11 protein-coding genes are annotated in these 15,023 nt (G+C 40.3%); 3 read left to right on the top strand and 8 right to left on the bottom strand.

Features of this window, described 5'->3' with window-relative positions:
* Positions 1-70 precede the first annotated feature (70 nt).
* The 3 genes from CBW18_RS11665 to CBW18_RS11655 form a co-directional block, all read right to left on the bottom strand.
* Entirely contained in the window at positions 71-1,210 is a 1,140-nt protein-coding gene (locus CBW18_RS11665; RefSeq protein WP_088301511.1) for a sensor histidine kinase, read from the bottom strand.
* Between the two features lie 228 nt (positions 1,211-1,438).
* Positions 1,439-2,203, bottom strand: a complete 765-nt coding sequence (locus CBW18_RS11660; RefSeq protein ID WP_253249019.1) for a LytTR family DNA-binding domain-containing protein — start codon at positions 2,201-2,203, stop codon at positions 1,439-1,441.
* A gap of 351 nt (positions 2,204-2,554) precedes the next feature.
* Positions 2,555-3,184 (bottom strand): outer membrane beta-barrel protein, encoded by a 630-nt coding sequence (locus CBW18_RS11655; RefSeq protein WP_088301509.1) that lies wholly within the window; start codon positions 3,182-3,184, stop codon positions 2,555-2,557.
* A 699-nt stretch (positions 3,185-3,883) separates the two neighbouring features.
* Here CBW18_RS11655 and CBW18_RS11645 point away from each other — a divergent pair.
* Both CBW18_RS11645 and CBW18_RS21875 read left to right on the top strand, forming a co-directional pair.
* On the top strand, positions 3,884-5,149 hold the full coding sequence (locus CBW18_RS11645; protein ID WP_088301507.1) for an NAD(P)/FAD-dependent oxidoreductase: 1,266 nt from the start codon (positions 3,884-3,886) through the stop codon (positions 5,147-5,149).
* Positions 5,143-5,487 carry a glycoside hydrolase family 2 TIM barrel-domain containing protein gene (locus CBW18_RS21875; protein ID WP_371566795.1) on the top strand — a complete coding sequence of 115 codons (345 nt, stop codon included), beginning with the start codon at positions 5,143-5,145 and terminating at the stop codon, positions 5,485-5,487. Before CBW18_RS11645 ends, CBW18_RS21875 begins: the two co-directional genes overlap by 7 nt.
* On the opposite strand, the gene CBW18_RS11635 is transcribed toward CBW18_RS21875, so the two are convergent.
* The 5 genes from CBW18_RS11635 to CBW18_RS11615 all read right to left on the bottom strand — a co-directional run bounded on the left by CBW18_RS11635 (position 5,461) and on the right by CBW18_RS11615 (position 11,970).
* Positions 5,461-6,840, bottom strand: a complete 1,380-nt coding sequence (locus CBW18_RS11635; protein WP_172406505.1) for a DUF3526 domain-containing protein — start codon at positions 6,838-6,840, stop codon at positions 5,461-5,463. The two genes, CBW18_RS21875 and CBW18_RS11635, sit on opposite strands and share 27 nt — an antisense overlap.
* Positions 6,841-6,847: 7 nt before the next feature.
* Entirely contained in the window at positions 6,848-8,293 is a 1,446-nt protein-coding gene (locus CBW18_RS11630) for a DUF3526 domain-containing protein (protein ID WP_088301504.1), read from the bottom strand.
* Complete coding sequence (locus CBW18_RS11625) at positions 8,293-10,800, bottom strand: TonB-dependent receptor (RefSeq protein WP_088301503.1); 2,508 nt, start codon at positions 10,798-10,800, stop codon at positions 8,293-8,295. Before CBW18_RS11625 ends, CBW18_RS11630 begins: the two co-directional genes overlap by 1 nt.
* Positions 10,801-10,813: 13 nt before the next feature.
* Positions 10,814-11,509 (bottom strand): ABC transporter ATP-binding protein, encoded by a 696-nt coding sequence (locus CBW18_RS11620; RefSeq protein WP_088301502.1) that lies wholly within the window; start codon positions 11,507-11,509, stop codon positions 10,814-10,816.
* Between the two features lie 92 nt (positions 11,510-11,601).
* A complete protein-coding gene (locus CBW18_RS11615) occupies positions 11,602-11,970 on the bottom strand; it encodes a hypothetical protein (protein WP_140418670.1) in 369 nt (122 codons plus the stop codon).
* Positions 11,971-12,282: 312 nt separating this feature from the next.
* Here CBW18_RS11615 and ligD point away from each other — a divergent pair, with 312 nt between their 5' ends.
* The gene (gene ligD / locus CBW18_RS11610; RefSeq protein WP_088301500.1) at positions 12,283-14,982 is read left to right on the top strand and encodes a DNA ligase D; all 2,700 of its coding nucleotides are present in this window, start codon (positions 12,283-12,285) and stop codon (positions 14,980-14,982) included.
* Positions 14,983-15,023: the final 41 nt, after the last annotated feature.

The following is a 15,023-nucleotide window of genomic DNA, read 5'->3' as shown; positions in this document are numbered from 1 at the left end:
AAGCCAATACAGGCACCTGTCTGCAAAAGCAGACAGCAGGTTCATCTTCTGCTGCCTAAAGAAAAGCTTGTTATGAGGACATTTCAGTTTGTTCCGGTTTCTGAAGATCGGTTTCCCGGATATAAGTATGAATATGGTGAAGTGGAATCACAATACTAACGATGTAATGCCCCTCCGGATTAAGCCCATAAGAAAAATCCACTGCATCACCATAGGCAGCAATGAGGCGTGAATGGATATTCTTAATACCATTGTGTGTACCATCTTTTTTACCTGAAGTATCTACCAGGTTATCACTATGAATATGCAGCTTATTTTCATCCATATATACCGCCAGTAAAGCCGGATGCTCTGCAACGGAAAGATGACCATGCTTAAAAATATTTTCCATAAGACTCAGCAATACCAGGGGAACAAATCTTACATCTACAGCATCTTCATCAATATAAATATCAATAAAATCTCTGAAATCCATTCTGGCCTGATGCAAATCACGCAGCTGCCTCACCTGATGCATCTCCTCCCCCAAGGCAATCAATTCATCCTCTCCTGAGTCAATTGCAAACCGCATAATATCTGATAAGGTTATCACCGCATCACGGGCTTGCTCAGGATTTCTGTTGATATTATTATAAACATAATTCAGGGTATTAAATAAGAAGTGAGGGTTAATCTGTGCCCGAAGAAAATCATTTTGAGCTTTAGCGAGCGTTTTTGCCATCTTTTCTTCTTTAATGAGGCCTAAAAGGCGTTGCTCTTCCAGAAAGCTGGTATGCTTCTTCTCATTAAAATAAGTTTTAAGGAAGTAATAGGCCGTGGCAAAGCCTGTAAAATATAAACTTCGGTATAGATCATCCAGGATAAAATTTCTATCCAGAACGACCTTCTTCAGGTGTTTAACGATTCCGTTTGCTACCAGAATGGTATCAACAGCATAGTTTAACAATACGTAAGCACAAAACAGCACCACCATGGCCAATGGCAACCTGATGATGATTAACCTCTTTGAAGCCAGCGACCATGGAAGTGCTTTATCTGATACCGCATAAAAATAGGCAATGATAATTCCATAATGAGCGGCATAGGTAAGCGGATGCCCAAATACCCCGTACCTCAATCCTATAAGTAGGACTTCATAAGTGATAAAAGCAGACCAGGCCAAAAGATGTATCCGGTATTTGCGCACTGATTTGATGATAAACTTTTTCATGTATTGTCAGGCTTTTAAATAGGATTGATATCGTTCTGTATAACAACTTTTTAAGGTCGGTTTCCAAGCCATAAGTTTCAAGAAAAAAACCATGAAACAGGCAATTAAACTATCTAAACGCAGAACAATTTTCATTTTTAAATCGGTAAAAGTTCAATCTTACAGTACAGATCCCACCACATTAACCTCCAGCATTACGGTAACTGGTATGTCAGGAATTTAAATTAATTATTCAGGTGTAGGCTTGTCTACCCTACGCCTGGGTTTAATTAAATACCGATTTATAAATTCGTTAAAATCTTTGCGGTAGTAATCTCCAACCGTTATCTTCTGCCCATTATCCATGATAATCGTATTTCCATCCACCGCATCTATTTTCTCCCGGTTTAAAATAAAACTTCTTTGAAACTGTATAAATCCTCTGGTCTCAACCAGCCATTTTGAAATTTCAGAGAGCGACATATAGGTGGTAACGTTTCTTCCGTTTTCTAAGCGCAGCTGAACATAATTCAGTTTACTTTCCACAGCGACCACTTCTTCAAACCTGATTTTCACAAGTTTCAGGCTATCCTCCTTACTTTTTACAAAAAAGAAATTTTCCAATACCTGCGGGGCAACAGGTTCTGCCTTTTTTATACTATCAGGAAAAACACGTTGCATGGTTTCAAGGAACTTTCCGAGTGAGTAAGGCTTGAGCAGATAGCCATCTGCCTTCACTTCAAATGCCTGATAACCATATTTGGTATGCGCCGTGGTTAAAATTAACTTGTTCGTTTTCTGCCTGATTATGGAGGCCAGTTCTATTCCGGATAAGTGTGGCATATCCACATCCATAAAGATCAATTCCACATCGCTTCCACAACTTAATTCTTTTAAGGCCAATACCGGATCAGTATAGGTAGCCATCAGATTAAAGTCCGGCAAATGTTCCATGTAAACTTTTAATCCTTCTATAGCGTGAGCTTCATCATCTACAATTACAAAACGGTACATATGCATATCAAAACTCCTAATATAGTTTAAATACTATATTTAACAAATGTATTTGTCATAATTATCAGAAGAATTTAGTAATTACCAGTTAAGTCAGAACATGTCAAATCTTAAATATAAACACTGCTCACTATATTTTTTAAGTGTGCTTGTCAGCTATTCAAATGATGAGACAATAGCACCATCATTAACCGGCTGATCTATAATCTTTAGCTTGTACTTAAATGCCATTTTACAAAAAAAGCTCCACGTGATGTGAAGCTTTTCATAACCCTTTAGGGATTTAAAATGAGTATTTAAATGAACTTTCAGGGATTTAAGTGAGTCAGAAGAAAGTATACTTTATAGAGATTAAAGCTTAAATGCGATACCTACATTCAGCAATGCCAGACTCTGATAACCAAGTTCTGTAAATACACTGGTTTTAGTAGAGAAATAGTATTTACCTCCTGCAAACAAACCAAAACCTATACCGCTGCCTGTAGTGCCGCCAAAACCCTGGTCATTGCTTGTGCTAACCACCACATAACCAAGACTGGCACCCCCATAAACATCAAACTTTGGATCCAGCTTAAACAGTTCATTAAAATGATATGAACCACGGGCACCGATATAAAAAGCATTTTGCTTAAAGCTATAATTTGAACCCGGAAAATCTGAATTATACTTAGAACTCGCATAAGCTACTTGTCCACCTACGCTGATTTCATCCGTAATACCTTTTTCGTAAGACACACTCGGATTAACCGGCAGTGATGAAGAGTAACCTGAGCCAAAAAACGGGCTCCCGATGCCAATACCTATATTTAACAGGTTATCTCCCTTGCCATAAGCCCTAAGAGAAGGGGTGTTGTTTCTGGAAGCCATCGTTTTGGTTTCAGTTTTCGCCTTCGGCGTAGCCTTACTTTTAGATTTAGACTGGGCTGATGCAATAACGCCAAGAGCCATAAAAAAGGACATCATTAATAATTGCTTTTTCATTGAGATCAATTGAATTACGGTTAAATAAAATGGATGTATGTGAATTATAATAGGCCTTTAAAAACCATTTAAAAGGTTGGTCAAAGATAAACCCGTGTCAATTACCCGTCCTATACCATTTTTTAGGTAATTTTTTATCATTAGAAATGGGATGCTTGGAGTCAGGCTGCTTATATTTAACAAACTTATCCAATAGGTCCGATTGTTCTTTTGCTACGGACTCACGCTTTAATGGTTAGTCCCTGCTTCTTATTAAAGGTTATGCCAACTTTTTGTAGTTCTGATATTATCAATCCGGAAGGGTTTTCTGGCTCAATGTCCAAGCTTATGGTAACAAACTTTTTTGCCTGGTTTATTCTTTGATTTATAAAATATCTCTTGCCAGCCGTGAATGAGATTGTTATTCGGCAATCCAGTGTCTGCGTCAATGGCCTCAAAATTGATTTAGAAAATCTTGTCCATAGGCGCCGCCTAAGTAGATTAAAAATAGAATGCTCAGAACAGGTCGTTTTTTATAAAATCACGAATTTAAATTCTTAAAAGCTAACAAACCATCAATTCATTGCAAATTATTCAGATAAAATTGAATAAATCCTAACTTTATCGCTTAAAGTTTGTTCTGTTGTTATCAGGCAAAAATAGTAGCGGTATTCTATTTATAAAATTTGAACCCTCCGTGAACAGCATTAAAAATCTTATATGAAAAAAGTTGTCATCATTGGCGGTGGCTTTGCAGGGCTTAACCTGGCTAAAAAGCTATCAAAAAGTACATCACATCAGGTTACCCTTGTAGATCAGCATAATTACCATTTCTTTCCACCACTATTATATCAGGTTGGGACTGCTTTTATTGAAGCATCCAACATTATTTATCCTTTCAGGAAAATGTTTCATAATCAAAACACCCGCTTTTTTATGGGGGTATTGAAAGAGCTAATTCCTGAACAGCATAAGGTGGTGACTGATAATGGTACACTTGATTATGATATTCTGGTACTGGCAATGGGGACGGAAACCAATTTTTTCGGAAATGATCGCATTAAGGAGCATGCTTTGCCCATGAAAAGTATTGACGATTCGCTCCGGATGCGCAATCATATCTTACTTCAGCTGGAAAAAGCAGTGCGGTCTGATCAGGATATTGACAAAAAGAGACTTTCCAGTATTGTCATTGCAGGTGGCGGACCAACAGGTGTTGAGCTTGCCGGCATGATGGCCGAAATGGGTAGTCATATCATTAAAAAAGATTATCCGGAAGCAAAATCCGGTTTGGGTAAAATCTATCTGGTTGACGGCTTGCAAACACTTCTGGCACCAATGAGTGATAAAAGCCAGGCAGAGGCCATTAAGGTGCTTAAAAACCTTGGTGTAGAAATTATGCTGGGTAAACTGGTGCAGAATTACGATGGACAGGTGGTATCACTTTCAGATGGTACGGAGATCGAAGCAGCAACCTTAATCTGGGCTTCAGGTGTAATCGCCCGCGAAGTTCCGGGGCTGCCAAAAGAGGCGATAGGAAAGGGGCGAAGGATTCTTGTGGATGCATTTAATCAGGTGGAAGGCTTGAAAGGCGTTTATGCCATTGGTGATCAGTGTATGCAGTTGAGTGATGCTGCCTTTACCAATGGACATCCTCAACTCGCGCAAGTGGCCATCCAGCAAGGTGATTTGCTGGGCGAAAATTTGTCGGCGGTTGATCATGGCAAACCAATGAAGGCCTTTAAATATAATGATAAGGGCTCAATGGCCATTATTGCCAAGTTTAAGGCAGTGGTCGATTTGCCAAAGGGATTTTTCCGGGGATTTTTTGCCTGGCTGGTTTGGTTATTTATCCACATTATTCCAATTGCTGGTTTCAGGAACAAAGCGAAGCTGGCTTTCAACTGGTTATGGAGTTTCATCACCAATGACCCAACTTTAAGGCTCATCATCCGGCCAGATGATGAGGTAGAGAAAAAATATTAATCATTAATGGCTATCGTGATGCACATCTCGCCCGGATGGTAGCTTTAGTGGGGCACGATAAAAACCACGCTGCAGTAATTTTCTGGTCTTTAGGAAATGAAGCCGGTAATGGAAAGGCATTTTTGATCTTTAAAACCGGGAAAAAACGAGATACAATTTGCCCGTACAATATGAAACAGGCTCACCAGAAAGATCAGAATACCGATCATTATTATTTATTTAACTTCCTTAATGCCTTAGATATCATGGTGCAAAAACGAGTCATAGCATTTCGCTACGACTCGTTTTCAGAAGTTTCTACCTTACCAAGGTTACCTGGTATCTGTATTTCTCATTAAAGCACTGCATTTTAGGTTTCTAACCGCAAATGTACCCATAATCAAGGTCCAGGTTAATAAAGGTAGAAGCCTGCTCCAGTTGTGAATCTTGGTTGGAATGAATTTTTTTAATCCAACGTTTTTAATATCTGTAGAGGCGATGTCTTTTTCCTGAAAGATACTGGGGTAGAAGTGCAGGCGAATTTTTTCATGATTATCTCTTACCTTTTGTTGAAATTCGAGGTGTGCACTCAAGTCAGATCCGGCCAGCTCATTTACCGCCAGCTGGGTTTGAATGGTCGGAAAAAAAAGTGCAGCTATGTTGGTGAAATGCTGACGGGATGCTAATTTACGAGCTACTGCCAACCGGCTTTTTATCGCCTGGTCATCACCCATTTGCTGCATGCCATAATACCAGAACCAGCTAAAAGTTTTATCGGCCGGAAAAGGATATTTCTTTAACTGCGGATAGTGTTCAAAAAAGGGTTTCATGGTAACTTCCTTTGGCATATCCCACTTTTCATGATAACCCTCGCGTTGGTTAATCACATTCTGTAGCGCTTCAGGCACGCCGTATTTTTTGGTTAGAAAAAGATTTAAAGATGCGGGGATTACAATGCAAATGGCTACCCAGATGGCTACCAGAGCGGATGCATTGTAGCTGGAAGAACGCCCTAATGAAACGATAAAGATTGAAACCGCAAACCAGAAAGCCAGGTATAGGATGATTAATCCCGTAACGGCTGCCAGGGTGGAGTCTACAGGTAAATGCAAGTAAATAACCGCTGCGGTAAGTAGTAAAAAGGCTACTGCAAAAACAGCTGCTATCCTAATCAGGAATTTTCGCCAGATCACTTTTGTCAGTGCATTGGTTTGCGATTTAAGTAAGGACCATATGCCACTTTCCTGCTGTTCTGAAATGAGGTTGTAAGTGAAAGCAATAATCACAAGGGGAAACAAAAACAGGTACACAAAGCTCAGGTCCATATTGCCTAAAAGCATGCTTACCGGATTGGTGATATCGGTATCATAAAGCTGTCCTTCTATGCCCAGCATCGTTACCGATATTAGATAAGGATTCACATCCCGCTGACCGTTTGCAAAGGCTGCCCATCGATCGGGTAAATTGGCAGTAGAGAATTTGTTATGGAAGAAAATTAACCCGATGTCCTTGTTAAAATGCCTGATATTTTCAAGCGTGTTTTTCTTTTGCAATACGGCTGCCTTTTCAATTACTGACTGCTGGTTGGCAATAAACGTTTTTCCAAAATATAATCCGGCAACGCCGGTTAGCAGCAATACCAAAATACCTATCCAGGCCGAACGATTTCTGAAGAAAAGTTTAAATTCTAAAATGGAGGTGCTTTTTTTCATAATGATGTTAGATGGTTTTAAGCCATTTAGATGAATATTGGAGAAAGAACAGAATGGCAATGAACCAAACGAACAAAGCCACCAGCGATAGCAGTTCATGGGTTAAAACATGACTCAAATGATCAAATTTATAATTGAAATCAGGTTGTTCTGCCCAGTTGGATTTACTGATAGACAATGGCTTTTCATGTTCACCAGGTGCATGGTTACTAATTTTATCGATTTGAAGTTTGTTCATTTTCTGCGCCAATCCATACCGGTAAGCCTCAGCCTGGTTCTGGAAATCAACATAAGTTTTAAAATCCGATGCCGTTAGGGCCATAGAAATTTGCTTCAGTGATAAATAAGGGTTGAACAAACCGGCAAATACGGTAAAGCTGTTTTGCTTATCGAAAGTATTATTCAGCTGCCGCTGATGATCGCTGTAAATGCCGGAAGTAATTCTTTCGCCTTCTGCCATAATATAACCGCCATAATTAAAGGGCAGTTTTTTCACATCATCAACCTGATACTTCTGCAATAACGAATCTTTAATGGCTGCAAAATGCGGATCATTCGGGTCATGGCTATCACCTTGTTTTTGAATATCCGAAGATATGGCATCCGCAAATTCAATTTTGGAAGGAGTGGGGTGAATTTTGGTACCAATGGCCTGAATGATTCTCGGCATTAAGATGACGAAAAATATCCAGCAGGATAGTAAGGTAATCAATGCGGTTTTAGAGCTTCGCTGAAAGGCAGAAACCAATATGGTCAGGGCAGAAACAATGAAAAAGTAAATGGAATAGCTTAAAATTAAAATCACCAGCCGAAGCGTTGCATCTAAACTGATTTGCCAGTTACTTAATGATGCCCAAAGCAAAATCGTCAACAGAATGAGCGGGATAAAAATGGTAAGGACTACGCCAATGATGCCCAGTGTTTTACCCCAAAGCAGTTTTTTCCAGCTGACGTTCTGACAAAGCAAAATTTTCAGGGTTCCCGATTCACGCTCGGCAGAAATACTATTGTAGCCCAGAAAAAAGATGAGTAGCGGAACCAGTAATTGCAATACCATCGCAATACTGATCTCTCCAAAGCGCAGCATTCCGTTCGAAAAACCGGCCTCACTGAAATTTACTGTATTTTGCTTATGTGCTTCCAGAAAAATAGAAACACCGGCAAAGCTTTCAATCCCAAAGTCGAAGAAACTCAGTTCATGTTTTTCACGAAAAGCAAGATAGCCATAATGTGCCATCCGGTGTGGATGTTTATCCGGTTTGGCCAGCCACTGTGCCCTGACCATATTTTTATAGTAGAGCCGTTGATTATTTTGTGTTTTAAAATTCTGCCAGCCTACATAGGTAGCCAGGCCAAGCGAAAGTCCCAGCAAAATGGTCAGCACTAATGTAGCTTTATTTCCAAAGGTTGATTTGTAGGTTTGTTTGGCAATGGTTAAAGTGATATTTGGCATTAGATTCTGTAGGTTACATTAAACATGACATTTCTTGGCGTACCAGGGAAAAGGCGCAGGTAATTCTGGGCACCCACCCAATAAGTTTTATTGAAGATGTTATTGATATTCATGGCCAACTGAACTCTTGATGCTGCCGGGCTGTAATAAATGGCGGCATCAGCTACGGTATAGGCGGGCAGCGTAAAATCTCTGATATACAGGGGAAGTTTATTACCGCTGTATTGTAATCCTGCGCCAATTCCTACTCCCTTTAAAAGTCTGTTTTCGAGGTTGTAACGCGTCCATAAGCTGGCACTGTGTTTAGGTGTATTTTGCACACGCTGGCCGATGATCAATGGATCAAGATCTTCGGTTACAATGGCATCAACATAACTATAGCCGATGTTAAATTGCCAGTTTGGCCTGATAAAGCCAGAAGATTCCACCTCAATTCCCCTGCTTCGCTGCGCACCCCGTTCAATTAAGCGATTTACATCAAAAGGATCATTGGCATTCATCAACAGGTTTTTCTGGTTAATTTCAAACAGGGAAACATTAACCATCAGATTGCCCCCAAGCCATTCAGATTTGGCACCCAATTCTTTCAGGTTACTTTCAAGGGGTTTAAAATTGGAACCAGCCGGCGGCGGAACAATAACCAGACTGGATGTGTTTCCTTGTGGCTGGTACCCCTGAAGATAGGTTCCGTAAATGTTGATGTGTGAATTTACCGCATAGGTAATGCCAAGCCTTGGCAACAACTTGTGCCGGCTGATTTTACTTTCATTTGAAAGCTGGTAATTGGCGTAATCTTCATACCATTCCTGTCTGAGTCCCAATGTTAAAGTTAACTGATCATATTTGATCTGATCCTGAAGATAAATGCCATTAATGAGGTAATAGGATGGGGCAATTTCTACTTTAGAGAAGACATAATCATTCAGGTTTTTCAGGGTATAAGATGGATTGGCGAGGTTAAAATGTTCCACATTAGGAACCGGTGCATTCACGCCATTTACCACCTTAAATTGATAAAGGTCTTTTTTAGTTACATCATACCGGGTTGCAATTGTACCGTCTTTCAAGCGATAGCCCTGAGCCGTATTGATCCCACCACCTCTTAATTTTTGATTCACAATGTGGTCGTAACCCCCTACAATCTTATGCGCTAACCCAAAAGTACGGGTATTGATAGCCAGATAAGTACTGAGATTATCGGTGGCAAATTTTTGCTGACGCTGAACGGCAATCATGCCGGCCAAACTGCGGATGGGCTGGTTATTTTCATCAACTGCAAAGGCATTGTTGGTACGGTGCTCCACTAAATCCTCGCTCCAGTTTTGTTTCATATAAGCCATGTTGAAAGAAATGTCTTTTGAAATTTTATGCGAGAAATTAGCCATCAGCATCAGGTCTTGCGTATTAAACTTATCATTACTGGCCCCCAGGTTAAAATGGATAGGAGTACTGTTCAGATCCGTTTTACCGGCTATTGCGCCAAAGATAGGCTGGCCGCGATCCAATCTCGAATTGCTGTTGTTCATCACTACTTCTACATTTAAACTGGTTTTATCGTTAGGAATGTAGGAGAAGGATGGTGCAATAATGTACCCCTTTCTAAATTGCAGGTCTCTAAAGCTTTTGCTATCTTCATAACCTAAATTCAGGCGGTAGAGCAAGGTTTTTTCAGCGTTTAAAGGACCGGTAAAATCCAGTGCGCCACGAACGGTACTGAAGCTTCCGCCAGAGATGCTGATTTCTTTCCGGTCTTCACTTAAAGGTTTTTTAGTAACCAGATTGATACTTCCACCCGGATCAACACTGGAGAATGTGGCACTTGCCGGGCCTTTAATGACCTCAATTCTTTCCAGGTTATTGGTTAGTGGCTGGTTAAAATAATTTTGGCGGGTGCGCATCCCGTTGATGATTGTTCCTTCTTCGTTCTGGTTAATACCACGAATAGAAAACTGATTGTAAAAACTACTTTGCGACACACTGGTTACATTTTTAACCGCATCAGAAAGCACGGCGGCCTGTCTGTCGGCAATCAATTCTTTTGATATGGATGAAATGGCCTGTGGAATATCCTTATTCAAGGTAGCCGTTTTAGTTGCCGAAAAGGAATAGTTACCGTAATACTTTTTGGCATTGGTACCTACCACTTCTACCGTTTGCAATTCTTCATTCGCTGGTGTTAAAACGATAGGGTCTAATTTTAAACCATCAGAACTATTGAGGAAATAATTCTGCGAAAAGCTACTGTAGCCTACTGCACTCACCGTAATCGTATAATTGGCTGGTTTTGGCAGGATAATGGAAAAAAATCCTGCTGAATCGCTGCTGAGATTTAACTGGTCTTTACCGCTTTTGAATCTGATGGTCGCTTTGTTGATTCCGTTACCTTGCAGGTCATTGACCTTCCCGATAACCTGAACCTGTGCGGTGGCAGCGAGGGTTATAATATTGAAAAATAAAAAAAAGGATATTAACCGCCATATCTGACGGGGTTTATTGATTTGATCCATTAAAACGTTGTTATTAAATGGTTTGTAAGTATAATTCCTGAAGATCTGAAGCTGAAATTTCACTGGCTTTTAAGGTGTGAATCAGTTCGCCTTGTTTCATAATGCCAATATGTGTGCCTAAGCTTACCGCATTGAAAATATCATGCGTGGCCATCAGGATGGATTTACCTTCCGATGCAAGTTTTTTAACCAGTTCGGTAAATTCTGCTGTAGCTTTAGGATCGAGTCCGCTGGTGGGTTCATCCATGAGAATGATCTTTGCATTTTTAGCCACGGCAATGGCAATGCCCACTTTCTGGCGCATGCCCTTGCTAAATCCTGCCAGGTGTTTGTGGTGGGCGGTAGATTGCAAACCACAATTGGTTAAAAACTGAATCAATTCCTGCTCACGATAATCGAAACCCGCCAGTTTAGAAAAGTAATCCAGGTTTTCTATGGCAGAGAGATTTCCGTAAAGCATCACTACTTCCGGGATATAGGCAAGGTGTTTTCGACGTTGATGATCATCCACAGAAACCTCTTCATTGTCAATTAAAATTTTTCCGTTACTCGGCGCTATAAAGCCCAGAAATAAGTTTATGGTGGTCGTTTTACCGGCACCATTCTGCCCCAGCAGGCAGTATACCTCACCCTGATTAACAGTAAGGTTTAATTGATTAAGGGCTTGATATGATCCGTAATTTTTGGATAATGCAATGGCTTGAAGCATAAAAATCAAATATAAATGAGTACTGTAGGCCCTTGCAGGCTTACAATGGATAGAAAATTAATGATATTAAAGTATACTCCTGAACAGGTGTATTAAGCGATAAAGCTGGGCGGACCCTTATTGGCCGCTGAAAGAATATAAGTAACAGGATGTCTCCTGGAATACCTAAAATGAAAATCTGAAGCCATTTCCTGCTTCACAACAGTAACATCAGGTTGTGTTAAAGTGCAGTCATGCCCCTGCTGCTTCAGTACCTCACAAAGTTTACAGTTGATTTTATAGGCTTTGAATTGAGTGGATGACTGTGTCTGTTCGTAAGCCGAATGGCGGTAATTAGCGGCATCCGGTTCATGATGGTGAAGTGCCTGGATCAGCAGGGCACTGGCAAATAATATCAATAACAGAAATGCCCTGATCTGGGTAAACTCTTTTTTACGATATAATTTTATTGCCTTTTCCAATTGCAACAAAGATACATTTATGCCAAAACTTTTAGTATGTTTTTTTATTTTTTTGTTAAAGCCTGAATGACAAGGTTTCAATCCGCATGTATGTGGGGGAAAAAACTTGAGCCTTGATTAATTCAATGACCTGAAATTGAATAAATGGCGTCACGTTTCTGGTGCATGAAATTTGGAAACTGACCAATTAACAACCTTAAATTTATGGTTATACCTGATTGAAAAACCTTTTCTGTTTCCGCACTGTTTTAAAGTTTTCTAATCACCATCCACTATTGCGGAATAGTGGGAACATTTATAAATACATGCCTCATGGGACTGAAACAATACGAAGCCAAGCGCAATTTCAATAAAACGGCAGAGCCTAAATCAGGGAAAAGCACAGATAAAAATAAATTACAGTTTGTGATTCAAAAACATGATGCTACCCGTTTACATTATGATTTCCGTTTAGAAATGGATGGGGTATTAAAAAGCTGGGCTGTGCCGAAAGGTCCGTCAACCGATCCTAAAAACAAGCGGTTAGCCATGATGGTTGAAGATCATCCTTTTGATTATAAAGATTTTGAAGGCATCATTCCGAAAGGCGAATATGGCGGCGGAACAGTAATTGTATGGGATGAAGGAACCTATGAACCGATAGAAACAATCAAAGGAAAAAAAGCGCAGGAAAAGCATCTTTTAGAACAACTGGAAGCGGGTTCCGTTAAAATCAAACTTAACGGACAAAAACTCAAAGGCGAATTTGCCTTGGTGAAAACAAAAGGCATGGGTGAAAACGGCTGGCTCCTGATTAAGCATAAAGACGGCTTTGCCAGTACCAAAGATATTACCAGGCAGGATAAATCGGTACTGTCCGGAAAAACCATCCATGCGATGGAAAAATCATCAGAAAAGGTTTGGAAGGACGGCAAAGAACAGGAGGTAAAGGTTAAGAAGAAAGCCCCGGCAGAACAAATCAGTGCTAAAGCAGAAACCATTGGTGATCAGGAAGTGGTTGACGTAAAGAAACTTTTGAAAAAAATACCAAAAACAGCCATTCCAACTGCTATAAAACCTATGCTGGCTACATTGGTTGATGAACCTTTTGATGATGAGGGTTGGCAATACGAAGTAAAGTGGGATGGATACAGGGCGCTGGCCGCTATAAATAAAGGGAAAGTGGAACTGTTTTCCAGAAACAACAAGTCTTTCAATGATAAATTTTATCCCATTTATGATTTACTCGGCAAATGGAAAATCAATGCCTTAATTGACGGAGAAATACTCGTGTTAAATGAAAAGGGCATCTCGAAGTTTGGATCTTTGCAAAACTGGCGTAGTGAAGCAGATGGTGAACTCATTTTTTATGTGTTTGATCTATTGTGGTATGATGGTAAGAACCTGATGGAGCTTCCCTTGTTTCAGCGGCAGGCCATTTTAAATGAAGTGCTGCCTGCTAACGATGATCGGGTACGTTTGGGCAAAGTGTTTAAGGCCAGTGGAATTGATTTTTTTGCAGCGGCAACAAAGATGGGACTGGAAGGTATCATCGCAAAAAAAACAAACAGTACCTATGTTTCTGACCGGAGATCGAAAGAATGGTTAAAGATTAAGGTCAGCAAAAGGCAGGAAGTGATTATTGCCGGATTTACCAAAAATGAAGATACTTCAAAAGCATTTAGTTCCCTGTTGCTCGGTGTGTATGACAAGGGGAAACTGCAATATGTTGGGAAGGTTGGAACGGGTTTTTCTGATCAGCAACAAAAAGACATGATCAGGCAGTTTGAACCCTTAATCATCACTAAAAGTCCTTTTGATGAATTGCCTGATGTAAATAAACCTTCACGTTTCAGGCCAAATCCGCCAAAGGCAAAGGCCACCTGGCTAAAACCAGAGCTGGTATGTGAGGTGGCTTTTACCGAAGTGACGGATGATGGCGTATTCAGGCATCCATCTTTCCGGGGTATGCGTGAAGATAAAAAAGCGAAAGATATTATTCGCGAAGAAGAGATCGCTACAGAAAAGATTATTGGCGGTAAAGCCCCTGAAATTGAAAAGCATAGCGCAGCCATCAAAGCACCTCAACACAGCGGGCGCAAAACATTACTCAATCCGAAAGAACAAACACAGGTTCGAAAAATAAAAGGTCATGAATTAAAGTTTACCAACCTGAGCAAAGTTTACTGGCCTGATGATCAGGTAACCAAAAGGGATATGTTCAACTATTATTATCAGGTAGCAGATTACATTTTACCTTATCTGAAAGACCGCCCACAATCCTTAAACCGTTTTCCAGGGGGCATAAACGGGAAGAGTTTTTACCAGAAGGATGTGAAAGGGAAGGCACCTGAATGGGCCAAAACTTTCCCATATGAAAATGGCGAAGGTGAGAAAAAGGAATATCTGGTGGGTACTGATGAAGCTTCCCTGCTGTGGATGGCAGGTTTAGGCTGTATTGAAATGAACCCCTGGTTCAGCAGGGTTCAGAAACCCGATCATCCTGATTACTGTGTGATTGATCTTGATCCGGATCAGCATTCATTTGATCAGGTGGTGGAAGCCGCGCAGGTAACGAAAGAAATCCTCGATGCCATAGATGTTCCTTCTTATTGTAAAACATCAGGGTCTACCGGAATGCACATTTACATTCCCCTAAATGCCAAATATAATTACGATCAAAGCCAGATGTTTGCGAAAATGGTAGTCAGCCTGGTTCAAAAGCAGATCCCAGACTATACTTCGCTGGAAAGAATGATTCCGGCCAGGAAGGGAAAAATGTACCTGGACTTTCTTCAGAATCGTCCGGGTGCCACCATTGCCGGACCATATTCCCTTCGGCCAAAACCCGGTGCCACTGTTTCAATGCCTTTACACTGGGAAGAAGTGAAAAAAGGTTTAAAAATGAAAGATTTCAATATTTTTAATGCGATGGATCGTTTAAAAGATGAAGGAGATTTGTTTAAAGGTGTTTTAGGAAAGGGAATTGATTTAAAAAAGGCTGTAAATAAAGCAAAGACTGTCTTCGGATAGAAAAGAATACCCATACATTTCTATATTTGAAAAAAAATTGA

Source organism: Pedobacter sp. AJM, from assembly GCF_002197755.1.
Lineage (GTDB): Bacteria > Bacteroidota > Bacteroidia > Sphingobacteriales > Sphingobacteriaceae > Pedobacter.
The sequence above is the reverse complement of the archived record's forward strand: the minus strand, read 5'-3'. Positions and strand labels throughout refer to the sequence as shown.

Excerpts from the sequence above, each read along its gene's own strand:
- CBW18_RS11665 (WP_088301511.1), bottom strand. The coding sequence starts at position 1,210 with ATGAAAAAGTTTATCATCAAATCAGTGCGCAAATACCGGATACATCTT.
- CBW18_RS11620 (WP_088301502.1), bottom strand. The coding sequence starts at position 11,509 with ATGCTTCAAGCCATTGCATTATCCAAAAATTACGGATCATATCAAGCC.
- CBW18_RS11630 (WP_088301504.1), bottom strand. The coding sequence starts at position 8,293 with ATGCCAAATATCACTTTAACCATTGCCAAACAAACCTACAAATCAACC.
- CBW18_RS11655 (WP_088301509.1), bottom strand. The coding sequence starts at position 3,184 with ATGAAAAAGCAATTATTAATGATGTCCTTTTTTATGGCTCTTGGCGTT.
- CBW18_RS11635 (WP_172406505.1), bottom strand. The coding sequence starts at position 6,840 with ATGAAAAAAAGCACCTCCATTTTAGAATTTAAACTTTTCTTCAGAAAT.
- CBW18_RS11625 (WP_088301503.1), bottom strand. The coding sequence starts at position 10,800 with ATGGATCAAATCAATAAACCCCGTCAGATATGGCGGTTAATATCCTTT.
- CBW18_RS11645 (WP_088301507.1), top strand. The coding sequence starts at position 3,884 with ATGAAAAAAGTTGTCATCATTGGCGGTGGCTTTGCAGGGCTTAACCTG.
- CBW18_RS11660 (WP_253249019.1), bottom strand. The coding sequence starts at position 2,203 with ATGTACCGTTTTGTAATTGTAGATGATGAAGCTCACGCTATAGAAGGA.
- ligD (WP_088301500.1), top strand. The coding sequence starts at position 12,283 with ATGGGACTGAAACAATACGAAGCCAAGCGCAATTTCAATAAAACGGCA.